We start from the raw sequence: 23,269 nt of genomic DNA on the forward strand, positions 1-23,269 counted from the left end.
GCTGCCGTGACCGCACACCCACGTTTTGATCCTGCCGCAGCGCAACCGATGGAGATCCCGCATGCGCGACCCCAGCTCTGACACGTCGATCGATCCGCTGCTCGGCTATCGCCGGCCGCGGATCGGCACGCAGCCGGCCTACCTGCATCTGCCCTACGCATCCACCGCATTGCGCGGCCCCACGCGTGCGCCGATCGATATCCCGGCCACGCTGTCGGAAGTCACCGGGCCGCAATTGAATCGGCTCACCCTGGGCGCGCATGCCGCCGACCTGACCGCCGGCTTTGCGGGCGAGCCATTGGGCGAGCGCATCATCGTGTCCGGCCGCGTGCTCGACGAAAACGGCAAGCCGGTGCGCAACAGCGTGGTCGAGGTGTGGCAATGCAATGCCGCCGGCCGCTATCAACATGCCGGCGACCGGCACGACGCACCGCTGGATCCCAACTTTCGCGGCACCGGCCAGGTGCTCACCGACGACCACGGCCGCTACGCCTTCAAGACCATCAAGCCGGGCGCGTATCCGTGGCGCAATCACTACAACGCCTGGCGGCCGGCGCATATCCATTTTTCGCTGCATGGCGATGGCATCGGGCAGCGGCTGATCACCCAGATGTACTTCCCCGGCGACCCGCTGCTGGCGCACGACCCGATCTACAACTGCGTGGCCGATGCGCAGGCGCGCGAACGCATGGTGTCCAGCTTCGACTGGGAAAACGCGGTGAGCGAATACGCGCTGGCCTACCGCTTCGACATCGTGTTGCGCGGCCGCAAGCAAACGGTCTGGGAGTGAATCGATGAGCCTGCACACCACCCCGTCGCAAACCGTTGGCCCGTATTACCGGCTCGGGCTGGAGCCGCTGTATCGCGCGCAACTCGCGCCTGCGCAGGCCGCGGGCACGCACGTGCAGGTCAGCGGTTGCGTATTCGATGGCGCCGGCAATCCGGTGGCCGACGCAGTGCTGGAGCTGTGGCAGGCCGATGCGGCCGGCATCTATGCGCATGCCGCCGATACGCGCTGCCAGGCGCACGATCCCGGCTTCGATGGCTGGGGCCGCGTGCCGACCGATGCGCAGGGGCGTTTTTCCTTCAGCACCGTCAAGCCGGGCCAGGTCGCCGGCCCGGACGGCAAGCTGCAGGCAGCGCATCTGAGCGTGCTGGTCTTCATGCGCGGGCTGTTGCGCGGCGTGTCGACGCGGCTGTACTTCGCCGACGATCCGCAGCTGGGCAGCGACCCCATCCTGGCCCTGGTGCCGGTCGAGCGGCGCAGCACGCTGCTGGCGCACTCGCGCGGTGGCAGCGATTACGCGTGGGACATCCATATGCAGGGCGATGCGGAAACGGTGTTCTTCAACTATTGATCGCGCCGCCGGTGCGCGGGGTGCCATGCATGGTTGTCTCCGTGCGAGCAGCACCCCTGCACCTGCGTGCAGGTGCGGCGCAGCTGTCGCCGCGTGCCGGGCAGGCAGGTGCCAGCGCGCGCTGCCCTCGGTGATTCATCGTGATCGCGGTGCCCGCGTGCAATGCCGTGATCCGCAGTGAGGCGCGCCTTGGTCGAACATGCAGTACGCGCACATGACCCGCCCTAACCACCGCGCGTGCACCCCACCCGGCACCGCGCACGCCAGTTGGCACTCTTGCGCATCGGTGCCATGCTGCCGGCACGCCACCAGAGGCCATGCATGACTGCGACGTCTTCCCTGTTGGGATCCCTGTTTGGCGAGCCTGCCTGCGACGCGTTGTTCGATGACACGGCGTGGGTGCAGGCAATGCTGCACTTCGAATCCGCGCTCGCCCGCGCGCAGGCGCAATGCGGCGTGATTCCGGCCGAGGCCGCGCAGGCCATTGCGGCCGCATGCGACGTGCAGCATTACGATCTGGCCGCGCTGGCCCAGGCCACCGCACTTGCCGGCAACCCCGCCATTCCCCTGGTCAAGGCGCTGACCGCGCGCGTGGCCGCCCACGATGCGCAGGCCGCGCGCTGGGTGCACTGGGGCGCCACCAGCCAGGACGTCATCGACACCGGCACGGTACTGCAGCTGCGCGCCGCGCTCGACCTGCTGCTGCCGCGCCTGCAGGGCCTGTGCGCCGAGCTGGCTGCGCTGGCCGCGCGCGAACGCAACACCGGCCTGCCCGGACGTACCTTGTTGCAGCAGGCGGTGCCGGTCACGTTCGGGCTCAAGGTCGCCGCCTGGCTGGATGCGCTGCAGCGCGCGCACCAGCGCCTGCAGGCCCTGCAGCACGATGGCCTGGTGCTGCAGTTCGGGGGCGCGGCCGGCACGCTGGCGTCGTTGCAGGAGCGTGGTCTGGATGTCGCCCAGGCGCTGGCAACCACGCTGGCGCTGCCGTTGCCCGCGATGCCGTGGCATACCGCACGCGATCGCCTCGTCGAGGTCGGCTGTGCGTTCGGCCTGCTGGCCGGCACGTTGGGCAAGATCGGCGGCGACGTGGTGCTGCTGATGCAGTCGGAAGTCGGCGAAGTGTTCGAGCCGGCCGCGGCCGGCAAGGGCGGTTCCTCGGCAATGCCGCACAAGCGCAATCCGGTCTCCAGCGTCGCTGCGGTTGCTGCTGCCACCCGCGTGCCCGGCCTGGTGGCGACCTTGTTCAGCGCGATGGCGCAGCCGCATGAGCGCGCCGCCGGCCAATGGCATGCCGAATGGGAGACCTTGCCGCAGATCGTGTGCCTGACCGCCGGCAGCCTGGCGCAGATGCAAGGCTGCCTGGCCGACCTGCAACTGGACCGCGAGGCCATGGGCGCGCACCTGCACAGCCATGGCGGCGCGTTGTACGCCGAGGCGGCGGTGTTCGCGCTGGCACCACGGCTCGGCAAGCCGCACGCGCATGCGCTGGTCGAACAGGCGGTGGCACGCGCCCAGGCGCAGCAGCGCCATCTGCGCGAGGTGCTCGGCGACGACACGCAGGTGAGCGCGGTACTCACGCAGGCGCAACTGCAGGCGGTGTTCGATGTGGACAGCTGGCGCGGCATGTCCTCGGTCTGGATCGATCGCGTGCTGGCCGCTTCTTCATCCCGCTGACGGTGCTCCGATGGCTTATCTCCAGTTGCCCACGCATCGCCTGCACTACCGCCTCGACGGCACCGGAGGTCGCCCCTGGCTGACCTTCTGCAACTCGCTGGGCACCGACCTGCACATGTGGGACGTGCAGATCGCCGCGTTTGCGCCGCATTACCGCATCCTGCGCTACGACCGCCGCGGCCATGGCGATTCGGACACGCCGCCCGGCCCGTATCGGGTTGCCGACCTGGGCCAGGACGTGCTGGCGCTGTGGGATGCGTTGCAGATCGCGCAGAGCGACTTCTGCGGCCTGTCGATCGGCGGACTCACCGGGCAATGGCTGGGCCTGCATGCGCCGCAGCGTCTACGCCGGCTGGTGGTGTGCGCCACCGCGCAGAAGATCGGCAGCAGCGAGAGCTGGAACGCGCGCATCGAGCAGGTGCGCAGCGAAGGCCTGCCCGGGCTGGTCGATGCGACCTTGCAGCGCTGGTTCACCCCGCCGTTTGCCATCAGCCATGCGCAGCGCCTGGACATGATCGTGGCCGCCTTCGTGTCGACATCGCCGCAGGGCTACATCGCCTGCTGCCAGGCGGTGGCCGACGCCGACTTCCGCGGCGCGCTGGACACGCTGGAACTGCCACTGCTCGCACTGGCCGGCGACGACGACCCGGTCTGTCCGCCGGCCGACCTGCGCGAGATCGCCTACGCCGCCCCGCACGGCCACTACGCACAGGTGCCCGGCCGGCATATCTGCAACCTGGAGTCGCCGGCCGCGTTCAACCACAGCGTGCTGGACTTTCTGCAGGCCGACCAGGTGTGACCCTCCGCCCGGCCAGGCAGCTGCCGGACGCGTGGAGCCGTCCCTCCGATCCGGCATGCACGACGCTCGGCATTCCCGCTCATGCGTTGCATCTGCGCCCAGCTGACCACGGCCAGCTGCCTGTCGCCGGCGACATCAATCGCAACCAATGCACCTGATACGTCAGCGCTTGCCCTACGGCCAAAGCTGACCTGCAGCAGCCGTCAGCACCCGATTCCCGGTTCTCGATTCCCCATTCCCCATTCCCACGCAGGAGAGATTTCCGATGCACGAAGACGAGCGTTACCAGGCAGGCTTGCGCGAGCGCCGACGCGTCCTGGGCGATGCGCATGTCGAGCGTTCGCTGGCTGCACGCACCGAGTTCACCGACGAGTTCCAGACGCTGATCACCCGCTACGCCTGGGGCACCATCTGGACCCGCGACGGCCTGCCCGCGCACACCCGCTCGCTGCTGACCCTGGCGATGATGGTGGCGTTGGGCCACGACGAGGAGTTCAAGCTGCACGTGCGCGCCGCGCGCAACAACGGCGTCACGCCCGAGCAGATCAAGGAAGTCCTGCTGCAGGCCGCAGTCTATTGCGGCGTGCCTGCCGCCAACCATGCCTTCGCGCTGGCCAAGCCCATCCTTGAGGAGCAGGCCGGCGAAGAAGAGCCGGTGCGCGAAGGCTGACGGCCACGGCGACGCGTGAATGCAGCAGGCATGCTGCATTTGCGCGGCATGCGGCGGGCAATGCGACCGGTTAGGTTGGCTGTGTCCCTGGCCTGCACTCAGGGCACGCCGGGCAGGGTGGCGATCCAGCGCGCGCACTGCGTTGCACCCTGGCCATCCCTTAGGCACATCACCGCTGATGACATCACCCATCGACGACGGGATGATGCATGTACCGCAACGGACCACCGCTTCCGTTCGCACAGGACATTTCCCATGAGGTTGCCGATGCTGCTGCGTACCGTTTGTTTGCTTTTGCTGTTGCTCACCGCATCCGGGCTGCAGGCACAACCGCATCCCGGGCCCGGGACCGAGCTGGCGCAGGTGCGCACCGACGATGGCCAGAAGCTGGCGGTGTGGTCGCGCGTCCCCGCGCAGCCGCGCGGCACGATCCTGCTGGTGCATGGGCGCACCTGGAGTGCGTTGCCCAATTTCGATCTGCAGGTTGCCGACGAGCCGCGCGATGCGCGCTCGGTGCTGGCGGCATTGGCGCAGGCCGGCTATGCCGCCTACGCGGTCGATCTGCGCGGCTATGGCGGCAGTGCGCGCGATCGCAGCGGCTGGAACACGCCCGCGCGCGCCGTGGCCGATGTCGATGCGGTGCTGAGCTGGGTTGCCCACCAGCACCCGCAGCTGCCGCCGCCGGCGCTGCTCGGTTATTCCAATGGCGCGCGGGTGGCGTTGCTGATCGCCCAGCAACATCCGCAGGCGGTGTCGGCGCTGGTGCTGTACGGCTTCCCGGACGATGTCGACGCAGCGCCCGACACCACTCCGGCGCCGGCGCAGCCATTGCGTGCGCGCACCACGGCCGCGGCGGCCGGCGAGGACTTCATCACCGCCAACGCCGCACCGCCTAGCGTGCGTGCGGCCTATGTGGCACAGGCGGTATCGGCCGACCCGGTGCGCACCGACTGGCGCGCGATGGAGCAGTTCGCCTTCCAGCCCGAGCAGGTGACCACGCTGCCGGTGTTGCTGCTGCGTGGCGTCGACGATCCCATCGCGACCCAAGCGGACAACGCGCACCTGTACGCACGTCTGCGCAGCGAAGACCGCAGCTGGGTCACGCTGCCGCACGCCGATCACGTGGCGCATGTCGAGGACACCCATGCCGCCTGGGTGGATGCGGTGGTGAGCTTCCTGCGCCGGCCGCGCTGAGCGCGCCGCTGGCGACTAACTCAACAACGCACCCAGCCGCTGCGCCGCCTGCTTCAACGGCTCCAGCAGCGTCTGCATCGTCTGCAAGCTCACGCGCCCGGCCTGGGCGCCGATGTTGAGCGCGGCGATCACCTCGCCGCGCAGGTTGCGCACCGGCACCGCGATCGAGCGCAGGCCGATTTCCAGTTCCTGGTCGGTCAGGCACATGCCTTCGCGGCGCGTGCGCGCCAGCACTTCCAGCAGTGCAGAAGCCTGGGTCACGGTGCGGTCGGTACGCGGGCGCAGCGTGGTGCGCTCCAGGTACGCCTGCAAGGTGTCGCCGGGCAGGGCGGCCAACAGGACGCGGCCCATCGAGGTGCAGTAGGCCGGCAGGCGTGTGCCCGGGCGCAGCCCGATCGACATGATGCGCACCGTCTCGGCGCGCGCCACGTACAGCAGGTCGTCGCCGTCCAGCACGCCCAGTGAGCAGGATTCGTGCAACTGGTCGCGCAGCCCGTCCAGCACCGGCTGCGCCGCCGCGGTCATCGACGAAGACGCTGCATACGCACCGCCGATCCCCAGCACGCGCGGCAGCAGCACGTAGCCGCGGCCCTGCTCGCCGACATAGCCCAGCCTGGCCAGGGTATGCAGCACCCGCCGCACCGCCGCACGCGAGATGCCGGTTTCCAGGCTGATCTGCGATATCGTCACCTCGCGCGCGTGCTGGGCGAACACGCTCAGCACCACCAGCCCGCGGCCCAGCGAGGTCATGAAGTCCGGGTCGCCCTGGGCGGCGGCGATCTGCTGCATCAACTCATGCGGCAGGCCGCGTTCGCTCCCGGCGGTGGCCACGGTGGTGGTGGGTTTGCGGCGGCTGGAGGCGGGCTCGGGCATCGGATCGCAGCGTGGACGGGTCCGTGCATGGTAAGCGCTCACGCCGATACATGCCCCCGGTCGCAGCTTGCGCCTGGACATGTAAGCGCTTCACCCTGGTTGCCGCATAATCGCCGCTGGTTTGTTTCGGATCGGTCTCCTTAGTCCATGAAAACCCCCAAGGGCCTGCAACCGCTGATCGACGACGGCATCATCGACGAAGTGTTGCGACCACTGAAGAGCGGCAAGGAAGCATCCGTCTACGTGGTCAGCACAGGCGCCGACATCCTGTGCGCCAAGGTCTACAAGGACATGGCGCAACGCAGTTTCCAGGCGCGCGTGCAATATCAGGAAGGCCGCAAGGTGCGTGGCAGCCGCCAGGCGCGCGCGATGGGCAAGGCCACCAAGTTCGGCCGGCGCGAAGCCGAGACCGCGTGGAAGAACACCGAAGCCGAAGTGCTCTATCAACTGATGGACGCCAGCGTGCACGTGCCCAGGCCGCGCGGCTATTTCCACGGTGTGCTGCTGATGGACCTGGTCACCGACGAGGCCGGCCACAGTGCGCCGCGGCTGGGCGAAGTGGAGCTGGATCCGGAGCAGGCGCGCAGCTTCCACAGCCGCCTGATCGGCGATGTGGTCAAGATGCTGTCGCTGGGCCTGGTGCATGGCGACCTGTCCGAATACAACGTGCTGGTTTCGCCCGAGGGCCCGGTGCTGATCGATTTCCCGCAGGTGGTCAGTGCTGCCGGCAACAACGCCGCACGCGACATGCTGCTGCGCGACGTGCACAACCTGCGCGACTGCCTTGGCCGCTTCGCCCCGGAGCTGCTGGACACCCATTACGGCGAAGAGATGTGGGCGCTGTTCGAAAAGGGCGAGCTGCGCCCGGACAGCGTGCTGAGCGGCCGCTTCACCTTCGACACCCGCCGCGCCGACGTGCGTGCCGTCCGCGCTTCGATCGAGGACGCACGCCAGGAAAACCTCATCCGTCAGCAGGGCCGCGAGGCCGCTGCCGAGGACGACCAGTAGCGCCGTTCCGGGTCACGTCCTGCCAGGACCACCGCGCGTACGGCGGCCAGTCTCGGCGGTCAGTCCAGCACCGGTTCCTCGGCGGCGTCGTCGCGGGTGAGCAGCAGATACAGCGCCGGCACCACCACCAGCGAGAGCGCAGTCGCCGAAATCAGGCCGAAGATGATGACCAGCGTGAGTGGACGATACATGTCGCTGCTGATCGCCAGCGGAACAAGCCCGATGATGGTGGTGATCGAGGTGGTGATCACCGGCCTGAGCCTGCGGGCCGCGCCAGCCGCCGCCGCTTCGCAGGGCAGGGAGCGCACTGGTCATCGGCGGCGGTCGGCGCGCCGGACCGTCAGGCCGACCGACGCGGATCATTCGATGCGCCCGCACATCGCCGTCCGGATAACCGGGTGCGGGCAGGGCGATTGTCGGGCGATTCCGAACCCGCACTCCAGGGAGGCTGTCGCAGCTTCCGATGCTTTCGATCCGTGCAAGATATCGATCCATTCAAACGTTGTGAAGGTTGGCGCGGCACTGTCGATCCCGAGCGTCTGCCCAGCTGCCCATGCGGTGCCGAGTCGCGGTTCCTGGTTGACGGCGCCTGCCATGCCATACCGGGCGGTGATGACATGCCTGCCCTCCAAGCATGTCATCAGACGCCGCAGCGTAGCGCGTGGCAGCACTAGCAAAGTGACGTATTTTGCCGGCAACGCGGTGTGATTATGCGGCGCGGCATGATCCCGCAGCGGGAACGCAGGCGGAATGCGCGCAGCGGGGCGCCTGCAGGATCAGGGCCTTACGCCACCGTCGATGCGTCGATGGATTCCGCCGGCGACCATGTCGCTGCGGTCTGCGCATGTCCCGGCCGGGGCCGCACGTGCACTTTTGTCAGCCGTCCTCAGACGCTGCTGATGTGGACGCCGACCGCGCCAGGGACGCCGGGGAACTACGCCACCTGACGCCTGGCGCGCTCCAGATGCACCAGCAGCAGCGAGATCGCCGCTGGTGTCATGCCGGGAATGCGTTGCGCCTGGCCGATGTTCTGCGGGCGCACGCGTTCGAGTTTCTGCTGCACTTCGATCGACAACCCACGCACGCCAGCGTAATCGAATCCTTCCGGAATCGGCGTGGTTTCGTGGCGCTGCTGGCGCGCGATGTCGTCGCGTTGGCGATCCAGGTAACCGGCGTACTTGACGCTGATCTCCACCTGCTCGGCCACCTGCGCATCGTCCACGCCCGGCCCCAGGGTCGGCACGCGCATCAGCGTGGCGTAGTTGAGTTCGGGGCGCTTGATCAGGTCCAGCACGTTGGTTTCGCGGCTCACCGCCACACCCAGGGTCTGGGCCACTTCGCGGCCCAGCGCATTGCCCGGGGTCGCCCACAGCAGCGACAGGCGCGCGCTTTCGCGCTGCACCGCCTCCTGCTTGGCCGCAAACCGCGCCCAGCGCGCATCGTCGACCAGGCCCATCGCACGGCCGACGCCGGTCAGGCGCGCATCGGCATTGTCCTCGCGCAGCTGCAGCCGGTATTCGGCGCGGCTGGTGAACATGCGATACGGCTCGGTAGTGCCGTGGGTGATCAGATCGTCCACCAGCACACCCAGGTAGGCCTGGTCGCGGCGCGGCGACCACGCCGGTAATCCCTGCACATGACGCGCGGCATTGAGGCCGGCGAGCAGGCCCTGGGCGGCGGCCTCCTCGTAGCCGGTGGTGCCGTTGATCTGGCCGGCGAAGAACAGCCCGCCCACTGCCTTGGTTTCCAGCGAGGCCTTGAGCCCGCGCGGGTCGAAGAAGTCGTATTCGATCGCATAGCCGGGGCGGGTGATGTGCGCCTGCGCAAACCCGTGAATCGAGCGCACCAGCGCCAGCTGCACGTCGAACGGCAGCGAGGTGGAGATGCCGTTGGGATAGATCTCGGCCACGTCCAGGCCTTCGGGCTCGACGAAGATCTGGTGGCTGGTCTTCTCGGCAAAGCGCACCACCTTGTCTTCGATCGACGGGCAGTAACGCGGGCCGATGCCTTCGATCTGCCCCGAATACAGCGGCGAGCGATGCAGCGCGCTGCGGATGATGTCGTGGGTCTGCTCGGTGGTCTGGGTGATCCAGCAGCTGACCTGGCGCGGGTGATCGCCGAGCTGGCCCATGAACGACATCACCGGTAGCGGATCGTCGCCGGGTTGTTCGGCCATCACGCCGTAGTCGAGCGTGCGCCCGTCGATGCGCGGCGGGGTGCCGGTCTTGAGCCGGTCGATCGCAAACGGCCGCTCGCGCAGACGCGCGGCCAGCGTGGTGGCCGGCGGGTCGCCCATGCGCCCGGCCGCGTACTGGGTTTCGCCGACATGGATCTTGCCGGCCAGGAAGGTGCCGGCGGTCAGCACCACCGCCGGCGCTTCGAAACGCAGCCCGGTCTGGGTGACCACGCCGCGCACGCTGTCGGCTTCGGCGGCGCCGTGGTGGATGATCAGATCGTCCACCGCCGCCTGGAACACGGTCAGGTTGGGCTGCGTCTCGACGATGCGGCGGATCGCATTGCGGTAGAGGTTGCGGTCGGCCTGGCAGCGGGTGGCGCGCACCGCCGGCCCCTTGGAGGCATTGAGGGTGCGCCACTGGATGCCGGCCTGATCCGCCGCGCGTGCCATCGCCCCGCCCAGCGCGTCGATCTCCTTGACCAGATGGCCCTTGCCGATCCCGCCGATGGCCGGGTTGCAGCTCATCGCGCCCACCGTCTCGATGTTGTGGGTCAGCAGCAAGGTGCGGGCACCGGCGCGCGCGGACGCCAGCGCCGCCTCGGTGCCGGCATGGCCGCCGCCGATCACGATGACGTCGTAGCGATAGAAGGAGTCGGACATGGGCGTGGACCAGGAGCAGAAGAAGGTTGGCGGCCGCGAAAGTATCGGCTGAAGGACGGGGAAGGTCACGAAATCACTAAAAGTGTGATTTCAAGCACATTATCGAACAGTGGTGCTCAAGTTGGCATGTTCCGTGCGGATATCCCTACTGCACCCGTCGTGGCATTGCGACATGGGCGCAAGGCTGGAATTGGAACAGGGGCCAGCCACGCGTGCGACGGGGTCGCGTAAGGGTCGGTAGTCGGGGGACTGCCGACCCTTATTTTTTTCCGGAATCCATGCCGGCCGCAGGCCCGCCTGCCGGGTTGGGATACCCACAGGTACGGCAGAGCGGACGACAAAAACATAAAGCCCCGGCATGCCGGGGCTTTATGCATTGGAGGCGCCGATATCCGACAGGGCCGGAACAGGGGGGATCCAGATTTCCCTGTCGGACATCGACATAAGTCGGTCAGTGAAGCGAGTCAGGTCAAAAAATGACGTGGCGGGTCACACAGAGCACCTAGCTTGCGACCAAGTGCCGGCTGAACGCAAGCCCCCAACATCACCATTTGTGGGCCACGTCGCAGTCAGCCACTCAGGGAATCTGCTGGCGTGTGTTGCGGGGTGCGGTCTGCCGTTGAATCTCACGGATCACCCGCGGCGGTGCACCGATGCGTGGCGGCGGCCGCGACGGCGGCGCACCGGTCGCCGGTGGGCGATTGGGTTGCTGCGGGCGCGGCCCGTTGGGGCGGGGGCCGTTTGGACGCGGGCCGTAGAACGAGCCATTCGGACGCGGCGGCCGGTACTGCGGGCGTCGATCATTCTGGCGGTAGTAATAGCCGCCACCGCCACGGTAGACCGGATACACCGGGTAGTCGTACAGCCCGATCGACCCGGCACCATAGGGGTAGCCGTACGGGCTGCCGTAGGAATAGGGTGAGTACCCCGGCGGGTAGCGATACTGCACCGCGGGCGCACCGCGGTAGTAACCGCCCGACCCAGCGCCGGTGTAGTCGTACGTTGCGCAGCCGCCCAGGGCCAACAGCCCGGCGGCGAAGATCAGACGGAATTTCATTGATGGTGCCCTCCTGCAACCATGGTGCCACTTTCGAACCGATGCATTGAATCGGTCCTTAACTGTGCCGCAATGTGGCGCTTCTTCATCGATCCAGCATGCGCGGGCAGTGCGCCTGCAGCCGTGAAGGCGGGGACGATACGTTAATCTTGCAGGCATGATCGAGACGGTCCCTCTTGCCCATTCCGACGTCCTGCAAGCCGCTGCGCGCATCGCGCCGCAGTGCGCGCCGACACCGCTGCTGACCGCGCACAGCCTGGACGCCCTCTGCGGCGCGCAGCTGTTCTTCAAGGCCGAACACCTGCAGCGCAGCGGCGCATTCAAGTTCCGTGGTGCCTGCAACGCGGTGTGGTCATTGCCGGCCGGGCTTGCCGCACGCGGTGTGGTCACCCATTCGTCCGGCAATCACGGCGCCGCACTGGCGCTTGCCGCGCGCACGCGCGGGATCGGCTGCCATGTGGTGGTGCCCGAAGGCGCGGTGGCCGCCAAGCTGGCCAATATTTCCCGTCACGGCGCCACGCTGTGGCGTTGCGCGCCCACCATCGCGGCGCGTGAGCAGATGTGTGCCGAGGTCCAGGCCGGCAGCGGCGCGACGCTGGTGCATCCGTATACCGACCCGGCCGTGATCGCCGGGCAGGGCACCGCCGCGCTGGAGCTGCTGCGGCAGAGCGGCGGGCTGGACGTGCTGGTGGCACCGGTCGGAGGCGGCGGGCTGGCGGCAGGCACCGCGCTGGCGCTGCAAGCGGCGCCGGGCTGCGCGCTGGTGCTGGCCGAGCCGAGCGGGGCCGCCGATACCGCGCGCTCGTTGGCGGCCGGCGAGCGCCTGGTCGACTTCGTGCCTGACACGCTCTGCGACGGCCTGCGCGGCACCCTGGGCGCACCGAATTTCGCGCTGTTGCAGGCGGCCGGTGCGCAGGTGATCACCGTCGACGATGCGGCGGTGGTGCAGGCGATGCGGCTGATCTGGCAGGCCCTCAAGCAGGTCGTGGAGCCGTCCTCGGCGATTACCCTGGCAGCGGTGCTGGCCGACCCGGCGCGCTTTGCGGGGCGGCGGGTCGGGCTGATCCTGTCCGGCGGCAATGTCGATCTGGACGCGCTGCCGTGGGGCGCGGCGTGAGCAGGCGGTCACGCGGGATCGGTCTATGGGGCTGGTGCTGGCGCCTGTGCATGCTGACGCTGATCTGGCTGGTGGGCGTGGCCGGCTGGATCGTCTGGGTCGGGGATCGCGACCAGGCCGCGCCAGCCGACGTGATCATCGTGCTGGGCGCGGCTGCCTACGATGCACGCCCTTCGCCAGTGTTCGAAGAGCGCATCCGGCATGCGCTGGACCTCTACACCAGGGGCTACGCGCCGCGGCTGCTGTTCACCGGCGGGTTCGGCAACGGCGCGCGCTTTGCCGAGTCGCAGGTGGCGCGGCGCTATGCGCTACGCCACGGCGTACCGCCGGAGGCGATCGTGATCGAGACGGTTTCGCGCACCACCCGGCAGAATCTGCAACAGGCACGCGCGCTGATGGATCGTCACGGCATGCATCGGGCGATCATCGTCAGCGACCCGTTGCACATGGCGCGTGCGCTGCGGCTGAGCGAGGAGCTGGGGGTGGACGCGCTGGCCTCTTCCACGCCCAGCACGCGCTTTCGCAGTTTCCACACCAGCTGGCGCTTCCTGCTGCAGGAGGTCTATTACTTCCATCGCGATCTGGTGGTGCAGGGTGCCTGACGCCGGGTGTACCGCGTGGCAGGCGTGTTGAAGCGCAAGAGGCGCTCTATGATGCGGCTTTCCCAGCGGCAGGTGCGAGCATGAGCGAGCGCAATCGGCAACACGCCATCGGCCTGGTCCAGGCTTATTACGATGCATTCAACCGCGGTGATTGGGACGCCATGCTGGCGTTCCTGGCCGACGATGTCGCGCACGACCTCAATCAGGGGCCGCGCGAGATCGGCCGGGCGGAATTTGCCGCCTTCCTGCAGCGCATGAACGACAGCTACCGCGAGCAGCTGCGCGACATCGTGATCACCGCCAACGAGGATGGCACCCGGATCGGTGCCGAGTACGTGGTGCACGGGGTCTACCACACCACCGACGAAGGCCTGCCGGAAGCCAATGGGCAGACCTATGTGCTCCCGGGCGGTGCGTTCTTCGATGTGCGCGACGGCAAGATCACCCGCGTCACCAACTACTACAACCTGCAGGAATGGATCGCGCAGGTGTCGCGCTGAGCGCATCGACTGTCACGGCGTAGGAGCGCACCCGGGCGCGATAAGGCGTTATCGGCAATGCCTGGTCGCGCCCAGGTGCGCTCCTACGTGATTGGTGCGGTATTGCGGCCGGACGTATGCCTATGTAGGAGCGCGCGGCGATGCCTGGTCGCGCCCGGGTGCGCTCCTACGTGGGTGGGCGGGGATTACAGCAACACGATCCCGACCACCACCAGGATGAAGATGCCCCACTTGAGCGTCTGGTACAGCGGGTTGTTGCGTTCCTTCAACGCCTTGGCCTTCAGGCGCGCGGCATAGAAATAGCGGAACACGCGGTTGATGCCGCCGGTCTTGTCGCCTTCCTGGTTGGGCGAGGCACCGGCCGAGAGCAGGCTGCGGCCGACGAAGCGGTTCACCGCCGCGGCCCAGCGCCAGCGCATCGGGCGCTCGATGTCGCAGAACAGGATGATGCGGTCCTGGTCGGTGTCGTTGCGCGCGTAGTGGATGTAGGTCTCGTCGAACATCGTCCATTCGCCATCGCGCCAGCTGTGGCGCTGCCCGTCGACGTCGATGAAGCAGCGGTCGTCGTTGGGCGTGGCCAGGCCCAGGTGCAGGCGCATGGACCCGGCGAACGGGTCGCGGTGCGGGCGCAGTTCGCTGCCCGGCGGCAACTCGGCGAACATCGCGGCCTTGACCGTGGGGATGGACTTCAGCAGCGCGGTGGTCTGCGGGCACAGCTCGGACGCCGACGGGTGCGCGGTGCCGTACCACTTCAGATAGAAGCGCTTCCAGCCGCGGCGGAAGAACGAGTTGAAGCCGATGTCGGTATAGCCGTCGGCGGCACGGATCTTCTGCATCTGCTGCAGCGCCACCGCTTCATCGCGGATCAGCGGCCAGTTGGCGCGCAGCGGCGCCAGTTCCGGGAATTCCTTGCCGGGATCGATGAACGGTGTGGTCGGCACCCGCGAACACAGATACATCAGCGTGTTGATCGGCGCCATGAAGGTGGAATGGTCCAGCAGCTGCCGGCTGAGCCGGTGCCGCACGCGACCGCGGTAATGGATGTACAGCGCCGATGCGATGAACAGCGCGATGATGAGCCACTTCAACATTGGGAAGACCAATTGGGGGGCGGGGGCCGCAACCATCAGCGCGGCGATCAAAACGACAAACGGCCGGGCGGGCGCTGGCGGTGCTCGGAACCTGCATGTATCACGCGTACACGGCGGTTCCTGCGCGCCGTCTGCAGCCACCTGGCGATCGCTTGCGACGTAGTGCGAGCCACGCTGGTTGAGGCATTGAACAAGGTGAGCCGCAACAGGAACCTGCGGCCGTTGACTGCTGAATTCTACCGGGTGTCGGGACCGAGCCTGACAGGTCGGCATTGGTGTGGTCGCAAAACTGTGTGTCTCGCCGGCAGCGGCTGCGGTGCTGCCGGCGATCTGCACCGCCGCTAGTCGATGCGGCGGCGGATCGGAATCGAGGCCACCGGCACGCTGGCGACGTCATGCCCCTGTTCGCGGATGGGCGCGCCCGGTGCCGGCGCCCAGGCATGGGCATAGATCACTTCCCAGGAGCTGGGCAAGGTGCCGTCCGGCCGCCGCAGGGGCTCGTAGGCGGCGCTGGCGGCGGCGAAGCGGCCGCGCCCGGTCAGGGTGGCGCGGCGATTGCTGAGCGCGTTGGTGGCGCCCATCGCGCGCAGCTCGCGCATCAGCGCGGGCAGGTCGCTGTAGGTCAGCGTGAACAGGTCGCGGTCCAGCACCGGGTCGCGGAAGCCGGACATCAGCAAGGCATCGCCGAACTGGGCGATCGGCGGGAAGCGGCTGACATGCGGGGCCGGGTCGGCCTGGGCGAAGGCCTCGCGCAATTCGATCAGCGTCTCCGGGCCGAAGGTGGAGCACAGCAACAGGCCGCCCGGCCGCAGCGCGCGGCGGAAACCGGCGAATACTGCCGGCAGGTCTTCCACCCACTGCAGGCACAGGTTGCTGAAGATCACATCCACGCTGCCGTCGGCCACCGGCAAGGCGCGCGCATCGGCGCAGACCTGCGCGAACGGCTTCCACCAGCCCGCCGCCTTGCGCGCCTGGCGCAGCATCGGCATGGCCTGGTCCAGCGCGATCACCTGCGCCTTGGGCCAGCGCTTCTTGATCGCGGCGCTGGCATGGCCGGGGCCGGCGCCGACATCCAGCACCACCTTGGGCACCTGGTCGCCCAGGTAGTCGAGCGATTCGAGCAGGCGCGCTTCGGCTTCGCGCTGTAGCGCGGCGGCGGCGGCATAGCTGCTGGCGGCACGCGCAAAGGCGCGCCGGACGTGGCGGGGGTCGAAAGTACTGTTCATGAGCGGCGCTATTGTCGCCTGTGGCCGGGGCGGAGGGAATCGATGTGTGGCGCGGGTGCGGACCGGCAATCGGCCCGGAGCAGTGCAAGCGGTCGGTCCGCCAGCGACAGCATGGCGACCGCAAGGGACCGGCAAGGTGTCTCGACGCGCGCGTCGTGGCCGGAGGCAACCGGAACGTCCGCCGCAGTTGCCACAACCATCGGCCCGCAACGTCCGCCTAGGGCGCGTCGGCCACCGCATTGGTCACACCCATCGGCGTGGCCGACGCGTCCTAGAACGTGCCGGGATAGCTGCCGCCGTCGATCAGCAGGTTCTGCCCGGTGATGTAGCCGGCCTGCGCGCTGCACAGGAAGGCGCAGGCCGCGCCGAATTCGTCCGGCTCGCCGAAGCGCTTGGCCGGAATGCCCGCACGCTTGCGCTCGGCGACGTCTTCGGCGCTGCTGCCTTGCTGTTGCGCGATCGCCGCGAAGTTGCCGCGCAGGCGGTCGGTGGCGAACTGGCCGGGCAGCAGATTGTTGATGGTGACGTTGTCGGCAACCGTGCTGCGCGCCAGCCCGGCGACGAAGCCGGTAAGGCCGGCGCGCGCGCCATTGGACAGGCCCAGGATGTCGATCGGCGCCTTCACCGCACTGGAGGTGATGTTGACGATGCGGCCGAAGCGCCGTGCGCGCATCGCATCGACGCTGGCGCGGATCAGCTCGATCGGCGCCAGCATGTTGGCATCCAGTGCGCGCAGCCAGTCGTCGCGTTCCCACTGGCGAAAATCGCCGGGCGGCGGGCCACCGGCGTTGTTGATGAGGATATCCACCTGCGGGCAGGCGGCGAGGGCATCGCTGCGTCCCTGCGGGGTGGCGATATCGGCCGCCACGCTGCGCACTTCGCCGGCGCCCGGCAGTGCGCGCAGCGCATCGGCGGACTGCTCCAGGGCATCGCGGCCGCGCGCGACGATCACCACGTTGACGCCTTCGCTGGCCAGCGCGCGCGCGCAGCCCAATCCCAGGCCCTTGCTGGCGGCGCACACCAATGCCCAGCGTCCGGCGATTCCCAGATCCATGCGTGTTTCCTCGATCAGCGATGGCGCATGATCGACGATCGGTTCACGGCACGGACGCAACGAAGCGTTGCAGCGCCTCGGCGATCTGGTCGGCGTGGCCAAGAAACGGTGCGTGGCCGCCACCGGCAATGGTCAATGCCTGGGCGTGCGGAGCCAGCGCCGCGGCCGCCTGCATGCCGGCCGCCGGCACCAGCCGGTCGCGCTGGCCGGCAATCCACAGGCTGGGGCGTGTCAGCTGCGGCAGCGCGCGGCGCAGGTCGGTGCGCTCCAGCAGGCCAAGACCTTGCTGCAACGTTGCGGCAGCTGGTTCGCCGCGCGCCACCAGCGTCTCGCGCAGGCTGCGCAACTCGGCGCGGGCATGCGCCGAGCCCAGCGTGTCCAGCGCCAGAAAGCGCTCCAGCGTGCCGCGATAATCGCGCGCCAGGTCCTGGCCGAATTGCACGAATACCTCGCGCTCGACCGCGTCGGGCCACTCGGGGCCACGCACAAAACGCGGCGTGGCCGCGATCATCGCCAGCCCGCGCACCTTCGGCTGGGTGGCTGCGGCATGCAGTGCGAACAGCCCGCCCAGCGACCAGCCGACCCACACCGCCGGCGGGGTGGCCGCGGCGATGCCGGCGACCACGTCCGGCAGCGCCAGCGGCGTGCTGTCCTCGCGGCTGAAACCGTGCCCGGGCAGGTCCACCAGATGCAGTTGATGGTGCGCGGCCAGGCGTTCCACCAGCGGCGCGAACACGCCGCCGTGCAATGCCCAACCATGCAGAAGAACCAGCGCAGGCCCGTGGCCGATGACATCGATATGCATGCGGGGATTGTCGCCGATTGGACAATCGGTGCGCGCAGATCCGTGCCGAGTCGGCGCATGGCGCTTGTACGTGGCGCGTTGACCCCGGGATCCGAAGCAGCTCCGTTGCGTGCGCACATGACCCTGATCGCGGCAGTGGCAACGCCAATGATCCATCAGGTGTCAGCTGGGTGTGGATTGTGCGCGCAGCGCTGCGGTTTCAGTCGAGCGATCCGTGCCATCCCGGGCACCGGCGGCGCTGCCCGGCTGCTGGGCAAGCGGCTTGATCGTCGCCTTCAGGCCAACGCACGCAGTGGCTGCCGACCGACCACATCGCGCGCCTGCACGATGGCCTCGATCAAGGCCTGCACCTGCTGCGGCGTATGCAGCGCGGACAGGGTCACACGCAGACGCGCCTTGCCTTCGGGCACGGTGGGCGGGCGAATCGCGCCAACCAGAAAGCCGGCCTGTTCCAGCGCGGCGGACATCGCCATCACCGTGGCTTCTTCGCCGCACAGCAAGGGCTGGATCGGCGTATCCGAGGCCATCAGTTCGAAGCCGTGCCGGCGTGCGCCATCGCGGAAACTGCCGATCGACTCGACCAGCTTGGCACGCCGCCAATCGTCGCGACGCGCCAGCCGCACGGCTGCCAACGTCGCAGCGACCTGCGCCGGTGGCAACGCGGTGGTGTAGATGTAGGGGCGCGCGGTTTCGGCCAGATGACGCACCAGCGCTGCATCGCCGACCACCACCGCGCCATAGCCGCCGAGCGCCTTGCCCAGGGTCACCAGCTGCAGCGGCACTTCGGCCACGCCCAGTCCGGCATCGGCAACGCAGCCGCGCCCCTGCGGGCCGAGCACGCCCACGCCATGTGCGTCGTCGACGTAGAACAGCGCCTGCTGCATGCGTGCCACCAGGCTCAACGCACGCAGCGGCGCGACATCGCCATCCATGCTGAAGACGCCATCGCTGGCCAGCATCGCAGCGCCCTCGGGCGAGCCCTTGAGCTGACGCATCGCGCCTTCCACATCCAGGTGCGGATAACGGCGCAGCCGGCAGCCGGCCAGGCGCGTGGCATCAAGCAGGCTGGCGTGGTTGAGGCGGTCCTGCACGCAGACATCGTCGTCCTCGCTGAGCAGGGCCTGCTGCACCGCCAGGTTGGCGATGAAGCCGCTGCCGAACAGCAGCGCCGACGGATAGCCGAGCCAGTCGGCGATCTCGCGCTCCAGCGTTTCGTGCGCGGTGTGGTGGCCGCAGATCAGATGCGAGGCGGTGGCGCCGGCACCATCGCGCGCGGCGGCGTCCTGCAACGCGGCGACCACTTCGAACTGCTGCGACAGGCCCAGATAGTCGTTGGAGCAGAAACCGGTCAGCCAGCGGCCATCGACTTCCAGCCGCACGCCATCGCGACGGCCCACCAGCCGCCGCACCCGCACCCGTTCCTGGGCCACACGCAAGGTGCGCAGCGACGAAATCCGTTCGTGCAGATCGGGGCGGGCCATGGGGGCGTTCAACGGCAGAAGGGGGCGTTAGCGTAGCCTGCCGCGCCCGGCACGCCCAGCCGGCACCGACGACCGGTGCTGGACGTTCGATTCGCGGTTAGGCGGCGTGCTCGCAGGCCGTGCTGCGGGTGATTTCCGCATGCACGGTGCCGGGGTGGTCGTGCTCGGCGGCGTCGACGGTGATCTGCATCGGGCGCAGGCCCAGGCGCTGGAACAGGGCCTGGTCGCGTTCGGTGTCCGGGTTGCCGGTGGTGAGCAGTTTTTCGCCGTAAAAGATCGAGTTGGCACCGGCCAGGAAGCACAACGCCTGCAGTTCGTCGCTCATCGCCTCGCGGCCGGCGGACAGGCGCACCATCGAACGCGGCATCGTGATGCGGGCGACCGCGATCATGCGCACGAACTCGAACGGGTCCAGTTGCTGGGTGCCGTGCAGCGGGGTGCCGGCGACCTGGACCAGCTGGTTGATCGGGACCGAATCCGGATGCGCCGGCAGCGTGGCCAACGCCAGCAGCAGACCGATGCGGTGCTCGCGGGTTTCGCCCATGCCGACGATGCCGCCGCAGCAGGTTTTCAGGCCGACATCGCGCACGTGCTCCAGCGTGTTCAGGCGATCCTGATACTGGCGGGTGTGGATGATCGAGTCGTAGTAATCCGGCGCGGTGTCCAGATTGTGGTTGTAGTAGTCCAGCCCGGCGTCCTTGAGCGCACGCGCCTGGCCGGCGTCGAGCATGCCGAGCGTGGCGCAGGTTTCCAGGCCCATCGCCTTGACCTCGCGGATCATCGCCGCGACCTTGGGGATGTCGCGCTCCTTGGGCGAGCGCCAGGCCGCGCCCATGCAGAAGCGCGAGGCGCCGGCGGCCTTGGCCTGGCGGGCCTTGGCGACGACCTCTTCGGTCTCCATCAGCTTCTGCGCGGTCACGCCGGTGTCGTAGCGCTGCGCCTGCGGGCAGTACGCGCAGTCTTCCGGGCAGCCGCCGGTCTTGACCGACAGCAATGTGGACACCTGCACCTGCGCCGGATCGAAATGGGCGCGATGCACGCTGGCGGCGCGGTGCAGCAGCTCCGGAAACGGCAGATCGAACAGCGCCTGCAGCTCTTTGCGATCCCAGTCATGGCGTACGACAACAGACATCGGGGTTTCCTGACAGTCAGCGGCTTGGAAGCCATGCAGTCTGGTGAGCATGGAAGAGGCTGTCAACTTCGAAGAGGTCAACTCGGTTTACAGGTGGCCGCGCCGGGTGTTGCGGTTGCTGCTGCCAAGCCGGTGCCTGGTGTGCGCGGAACCCGGCAGCGCCGATTGCGATCTGTGCCCGTCGTGTCGCGCCGCATTGCCCGATCACGGGCACGCCTGCCTGTGTTGCGCAACGCAGCTGTACGCCTGCGATCGCGCGCTGCTATGCGGGCAATGCCTGCAGCATCCGCCACCGTTGCAGCGCGTGCATACGTGTTTCACCTATCGCTGGCCGGTGGATGGCTTGCTGCGGCGTTTCAAGTTCCACCAGGATCTGGCTGCCGGGCGTTTGCTCAGCGAGTTGATGGTCAGGCGTTGCGCAGGCCTGCCGCGTCCGCAGGCGCTGGTGCCGGTGAGTCTGCACCGGCAGCGCTTGCGCCAGCGTGGTTACGATCAGGCGCTGGAGCTGGCCAGACCGCTCGGCCGCGCGCTGCGGCTGCCCTGCCTGCCGTTGCTGCGCCGGATCCGCGCGACCGCGCCGCAATCGGAGCTGGACGCGGCCGAGCGTCAGCGCAATCTGCGCCAGGCCTTTGTCGCGCGTGGCGCCTTGCCCGCGCATGTGGCCCTGGTGGATGACGTGATGACCACCGGTGCGACGCTGCATGCGGCGGCGCAGGCCTTGCAGCGGGCCGGTGTGCAGCGGGTGGATGCGTGGGTATGCGCGCGGGTGCCGTGAGGCCTGGTGGGCTGCGGGTTGCGAGCTGCAGCGTTGGGCTTCGCCCGTACCCTCACCCCTAACCCCCTCTACCGCGGGGAGAGGGGCTGAAGCCGAGGCGATTGACCTGTGCGCGCGTCAGCAGCGCACTGCCAGCGCCGCGGCGATGCCGACGAAGATCGCCAGGCCCACCCAGTTGTTGTGCAGGAAGGCGCGGAAGCACGGGCCGCGTTCGCGGTGGCGGGCGAGGCGGAACTCGTAGGCCACCAGCAGCGCGGCCACGCCCAGTCCCGCCCAGTACGCGATACTGAGACCAGCGCGCAGGCCGACCAGCGCCAATGCCGCAAACATCGATGCATACAGCAGGCCCTGCGCGATCAGGTCGAACCTGCCGAACAGGATGGCGGTGGACTTGCTGCCCATGCGGATGTCGTCCTCGCGGTCGACCATCGCATACCAGGTGTCGTAGGCCGTGGCCCAGAGGATGTTGGCCGCATACAGCAGCCAGCCCAGCAAAGGCACGCTGCCCTGCACCGCAGCGAAGGCCATCGGGATGCCCCAGCCGAAGGCCATGCCCAGATAGACCTGGGGCAGGTGGGTGTGGCGCTTGAGATAGGGATAGCTGGCGGCCAGGAACACGCCCGGCACGCTCAGGGCCACGGTCAGCCAGTTGAGCGTGAGCACCAGCGCGAATGCCACCAGCATCAGCACCACGAATACCCACAGCGCCTCGCGCCCGGACACAGCGCCGGTGGCCAGCGGGCGCGACTTGGTGCGCTCCACGTGCGGGTCCAGCCAGCGGTCGGCATAGTCGTTGATCACGCAGCCGGCCGAGCGGGTCAGCCAGACCCCGGCGGTGAACACGAACAGTGTCCACAGCGGCGGCAGGCCACCGGCGGCCAGCCACAACGCCCACCAGGTGGGCCACAGCAATAACAGGCTGCCGATCGGACGATCGCCGCGGACCAACGTCCAGTACTGCCCCAGTCGCTGCGGCCAGGTCAGCGCGGGCGCTGTCGGCAGCTGTTCAACACCATGCTTGCTCATGCTGCAAAGGGTAGCAGCGCGGCTCGGCTGCGGTCATGCGCTGGGTGACGATCAAGCCAGGCATCGTCCAAATTTCCGGGCAGCTGCGCGAGGTCGCGCCAAGCGGCCCCGCACTGGCGCGGGCTCCGGACCGGGGTTCCATCGGCAATGCAGCGGTGTCCGGCCGTTCGGCAGGCTCCGCGTTGCGGGTGTCACGCGCGCGGCGGCGGTTCTGGCATAATGCCCGACCAGGCGCTCGTAGCTCAGCCGGATAGAGTAGTGGCTTCCGAAGCCATTGGTCGGGGGTTCGAATCCCTCCGGGCGCACCAGATCAAAACCCATCGGCCCGCTGCAGTGACACTGCAGCGGGCCGATGGCGTTTCTGGATCAGGGGTTGGTGCCGGCTGATGTATCAATGCGTGGTTGCGCTGCGGTGCCAACGATGCAGCGGTTGGCAGGGGGCGCCTGGCGCCACCCTGCCCAGGCGCGGATCAGAGCATTTCCGGCGGCGGTGCGGTGGCCTTGGCGTGCTGCTTGCCACGTGCGTGTTCGATGGCGGTGCGCAGCTTGCGTGCGGCGCCGGTGACGGCCGAGGCGGTGGTTTCGGCGCTATTGGTGGCCGCGATCGGCGGCAGGCCGGCGACGTGCGCCTCGATGCTGCAGGTTCGATCCGCTGCGCCGCCGCGCTGGCCGTTTTCATCGCGCAAATGCACTTCGACGCGGGTGATGTCGTTGGCGAAATGCGCCAGCTGGGCGGAGCAGGTCTTCTCGACATGCTGCACGACTGAGGGGTCATGCGGCACGTGCTTGTCGGTCTGGATCTGAATCTGCATAGAGTGTTCTCCTTCGCGGTCATCCGCTGCGTCTGCCGTAGCGGTGACTCGATTCTGCGACAGCGCACCGTTGCCGCGAGGTGACAAGCTGCACCGCGTTCATGCTCAGGTCGGGATGGCCGGACGGTGCATCCACTGCGACGGGCAGCGCTGTCACCGCATCGCGAAAGAACCTGCGA

General features: G+C 68.4%; 24 protein-coding genes, 1 tRNA gene and 1 other RNA gene. 14 read left to right on the top strand and 12 right to left on the bottom strand.

Features of this window, described 5'->3' with window-relative positions:
- Window positions 1–61 precede the first annotated feature (61 nt).
- The 6 genes from pcaH (at window position 62) to XARJCFBP2528_RS08070 (ending at window position 5,695) form a co-directional block, all read left to right on the top strand.
- Window positions 62–790, top strand: coding sequence for a protocatechuate 3,4-dioxygenase subunit beta (gene pcaH / locus XARJCFBP2528_RS08045; protein WP_016904725.1), 729 nt, complete (start codon window positions 62–64; stop codon window positions 788–790).
- 4 nt (window positions 791–794) lie between these two features.
- A complete protein-coding gene (gene pcaG, locus XARJCFBP2528_RS08050; protein ID WP_016904726.1) occupies window positions 795–1,358 on the top strand; it encodes a protocatechuate 3,4-dioxygenase subunit alpha in 564 nt (187 codons plus the stop codon).
- Window positions 1,359–1,679: 321 nt separating this feature from the next.
- Window positions 1,680–3,032 (top strand): 3-carboxy-cis,cis-muconate cycloisomerase, encoded by a 1,353-nt coding sequence (locus XARJCFBP2528_RS08055; RefSeq protein WP_039816640.1) that lies wholly within the window; start codon window positions 1,680–1,682, stop codon window positions 3,030–3,032.
- 10 nt (window positions 3,033–3,042) lie between these two features.
- Window positions 3,043–3,831, top strand: a complete 789-nt coding sequence (pcaD, locus tag XARJCFBP2528_RS08060; protein WP_016903238.1) for a 3-oxoadipate enol-lactonase — start codon at window positions 3,043–3,045, stop codon at window positions 3,829–3,831.
- A 265-nt stretch (window positions 3,832–4,096) separates the two neighbouring features.
- A complete protein-coding gene (gene pcaC / locus XARJCFBP2528_RS08065) occupies window positions 4,097–4,501 on the top strand; it encodes a 4-carboxymuconolactone decarboxylase (RefSeq protein ID WP_016903239.1) in 405 nt (134 codons plus the stop codon).
- A 267-nt stretch (window positions 4,502–4,768) separates the two neighbouring features.
- Window positions 4,769–5,695, top strand: coding sequence for an alpha/beta hydrolase (locus XARJCFBP2528_RS08070; protein ID WP_016903240.1), 927 nt, complete (start codon window positions 4,769–4,771; stop codon window positions 5,693–5,695).
- 15 nt (window positions 5,696–5,710) lie between these two features.
- On the opposite strand, the gene XARJCFBP2528_RS08075 is transcribed toward XARJCFBP2528_RS08070, so the two are convergent.
- Complete coding sequence (locus XARJCFBP2528_RS08075; protein WP_016903241.1) at window positions 5,711–6,568, bottom strand: IclR family transcriptional regulator domain-containing protein; 858 nt, start codon at window positions 6,566–6,568, stop codon at window positions 5,711–5,713.
- Window positions 6,569–6,715: 147 nt separating this feature from the next.
- Between XARJCFBP2528_RS08075 and XARJCFBP2528_RS08080 the strand changes: the two genes are divergently transcribed.
- A complete protein-coding gene (locus XARJCFBP2528_RS08080) occupies window positions 6,716–7,576 on the top strand; it encodes a PA4780 family RIO1-like protein kinase (protein ID WP_016903242.1) in 861 nt (286 codons plus the stop codon).
- A gap of 59 nt (window positions 7,577–7,635) precedes the next feature.
- On the opposite strand, the gene XARJCFBP2528_RS08085 is transcribed toward XARJCFBP2528_RS08080, so the two are convergent.
- Complete coding sequence (locus XARJCFBP2528_RS08085; RefSeq protein ID WP_026064494.1) at window positions 7,636–7,884, bottom strand: efflux RND transporter permease subunit; 249 nt, start codon at window positions 7,882–7,884, stop codon at window positions 7,636–7,638.
- Here XARJCFBP2528_RS08085 and XARJCFBP2528_RS23680 point away from each other — a divergent pair.
- Complete coding sequence (locus tag XARJCFBP2528_RS23680; protein ID WP_162200817.1) at window positions 7,766–8,284, top strand: hypothetical protein; 519 nt, start codon at window positions 7,766–7,768, stop codon at window positions 8,282–8,284. The two genes, XARJCFBP2528_RS08085 and XARJCFBP2528_RS23680, sit on opposite strands and share 119 nt — an antisense overlap.
- Before the next feature lie 226 nt (window positions 8,285–8,510).
- On the opposite strand, the gene mnmG is transcribed toward XARJCFBP2528_RS23680, so the two are convergent.
- Both mnmG and XARJCFBP2528_RS08100 read right to left on the bottom strand, forming a co-directional pair.
- Complete coding sequence (gene mnmG / locus XARJCFBP2528_RS08095) at window positions 8,511–10,412, bottom strand: tRNA uridine-5-carboxymethylaminomethyl(34) synthesis enzyme MnmG (RefSeq protein ID WP_047124570.1); 1,902 nt, start codon at window positions 10,410–10,412, stop codon at window positions 8,511–8,513.
- Between the two features lie 577 nt (window positions 10,413–10,989).
- A complete protein-coding gene (locus tag XARJCFBP2528_RS08100) occupies window positions 10,990–11,469 on the bottom strand; it encodes a hypothetical protein (RefSeq protein WP_047124571.1) in 480 nt (159 codons plus the stop codon).
- Between the two features lie 157 nt (window positions 11,470–11,626).
- Between XARJCFBP2528_RS08100 and XARJCFBP2528_RS08105 the strand changes: the two genes are divergently transcribed.
- The 3 genes from XARJCFBP2528_RS08105 (at window position 11,627) to XARJCFBP2528_RS08115 (ending at window position 13,688) form a co-directional block, all read left to right on the top strand.
- The gene (locus XARJCFBP2528_RS08105) at window positions 11,627–12,586 is read left to right on the top strand and encodes a pyridoxal-phosphate dependent enzyme (RefSeq protein WP_047124572.1); all 960 of its coding nucleotides are present in this window, start codon (window positions 11,627–11,629) and stop codon (window positions 12,584–12,586) included.
- The gene (locus XARJCFBP2528_RS08110) at window positions 12,571–13,188 is read left to right on the top strand and encodes a YdcF family protein (protein ID WP_047124573.1); all 618 of its coding nucleotides are present in this window, start codon (window positions 12,571–12,573) and stop codon (window positions 13,186–13,188) included. Before XARJCFBP2528_RS08105 ends, XARJCFBP2528_RS08110 begins: the two co-directional genes overlap by 16 nt.
- An 80-nt stretch (window positions 13,189–13,268) precedes the next feature.
- Window positions 13,269–13,688, top strand: a complete 420-nt coding sequence (locus tag XARJCFBP2528_RS08115; protein ID WP_047124574.1) for a nuclear transport factor 2 family protein — start codon at window positions 13,269–13,271, stop codon at window positions 13,686–13,688.
- 185 nt (window positions 13,689–13,873) lie between these two features.
- Here the strand turns inward: XARJCFBP2528_RS08115 and lpxO are convergent, their stop codons facing one another.
- Window positions 13,874–14,779: a lipid A hydroxylase LpxO gene (lpxO, locus tag XARJCFBP2528_RS08120; RefSeq protein WP_016903250.1), complete on the bottom strand. Its 906-nt coding sequence runs from the start codon at window positions 14,777–14,779 to the stop codon at window positions 13,874–13,876.
- A 95-nt stretch (window positions 14,780–14,874) separates the two neighbouring features.
- Here lpxO and XARJCFBP2528_RS22245 point away from each other — a divergent pair.
- Window positions 14,875–14,950, top strand: a non-coding RNA gene (locus XARJCFBP2528_RS22245) — sX9 sRNA.
- A gap of 170 nt (window positions 14,951–15,120) precedes the next feature.
- Here the strand turns inward: XARJCFBP2528_RS22245 and bioC are convergent.
- From bioC to bioB, 5 genes are all read right to left on the bottom strand, one after another.
- Window positions 15,121–16,005, bottom strand: a complete 885-nt coding sequence (bioC, locus tag XARJCFBP2528_RS08125; RefSeq protein ID WP_047124575.1) for a malonyl-ACP O-methyltransferase BioC — start codon at window positions 16,003–16,005, stop codon at window positions 15,121–15,123.
- 271 nt (window positions 16,006–16,276) lie between these two features.
- Window positions 16,277–17,059 carry an SDR family oxidoreductase gene (locus tag XARJCFBP2528_RS08130; protein WP_047124685.1) on the bottom strand — a complete coding sequence of 261 codons (783 nt, stop codon included), beginning with the start codon at window positions 17,057–17,059 and terminating at the stop codon, window positions 16,277–16,279.
- Window positions 17,060–17,102: 43 nt separating this feature from the next.
- On the bottom strand, window positions 17,103–17,864 hold the full coding sequence (gene bioH, locus XARJCFBP2528_RS08135) for a pimeloyl-ACP methyl ester esterase BioH (protein WP_047124576.1): 762 nt from the start codon (window positions 17,862–17,864) through the stop codon (window positions 17,103–17,105).
- Between the two features lie 275 nt (window positions 17,865–18,139).
- Window positions 18,140–19,345 carry an 8-amino-7-oxononanoate synthase gene (bioF, locus tag XARJCFBP2528_RS08140; protein WP_047124577.1) on the bottom strand — a complete coding sequence of 402 codons (1,206 nt, stop codon included), beginning with the start codon at window positions 19,343–19,345 and terminating at the stop codon, window positions 18,140–18,142.
- A gap of 97 nt (window positions 19,346–19,442) precedes the next feature.
- The gene (bioB, locus tag XARJCFBP2528_RS08145) at window positions 19,443–20,477 is read right to left on the bottom strand and encodes a biotin synthase BioB (RefSeq protein WP_047124578.1); all 1,035 of its coding nucleotides are present in this window, start codon (window positions 20,475–20,477) and stop codon (window positions 19,443–19,445) included.
- Window positions 20,478–20,526: 49 nt separating this feature from the next.
- On the opposite strand from bioB, the gene XARJCFBP2528_RS08150 reads away from it, so the two are divergent.
- Complete coding sequence (locus XARJCFBP2528_RS08150) at window positions 20,527–21,252, top strand: ComF family protein (protein ID WP_172641786.1); 726 nt, start codon at window positions 20,527–20,529, stop codon at window positions 21,250–21,252.
- A 117-nt stretch (window positions 21,253–21,369) separates the two neighbouring features.
- On the opposite strand, the gene ubiA is transcribed toward XARJCFBP2528_RS08150, so the two are convergent.
- Entirely contained in the window at window positions 21,370–22,278 is a 909-nt protein-coding gene (ubiA, locus tag XARJCFBP2528_RS08155) for a 4-hydroxybenzoate octaprenyltransferase (RefSeq protein WP_016903258.1), read from the bottom strand.
- Between the two features lie 231 nt (window positions 22,279–22,509).
- Between ubiA and XARJCFBP2528_RS08160 the strand changes: the two genes are divergently transcribed.
- Window positions 22,510–22,586 (top strand) — tRNA-Arg (locus XARJCFBP2528_RS08160).
- A gap of 162 nt (window positions 22,587–22,748) precedes the next feature.
- Here XARJCFBP2528_RS08160 and XARJCFBP2528_RS08165 read toward each other — a convergent pair.
- Window positions 22,749–23,090 carry an HPF/RaiA family ribosome-associated protein gene (locus XARJCFBP2528_RS08165; RefSeq protein ID WP_016903259.1) on the bottom strand — a complete coding sequence of 114 codons (342 nt, stop codon included), beginning with the start codon at window positions 23,088–23,090 and terminating at the stop codon, window positions 22,749–22,751.
- Window positions 23,091–23,269 lie beyond the last annotated feature (179 nt).

The organism is Xanthomonas arboricola pv. juglandis (genome assembly GCF_001013475.1).
Taxonomy (GTDB): Bacteria; Pseudomonadota; Gammaproteobacteria; order Xanthomonadales; family Xanthomonadaceae; genus Xanthomonas; species Xanthomonas arboricola.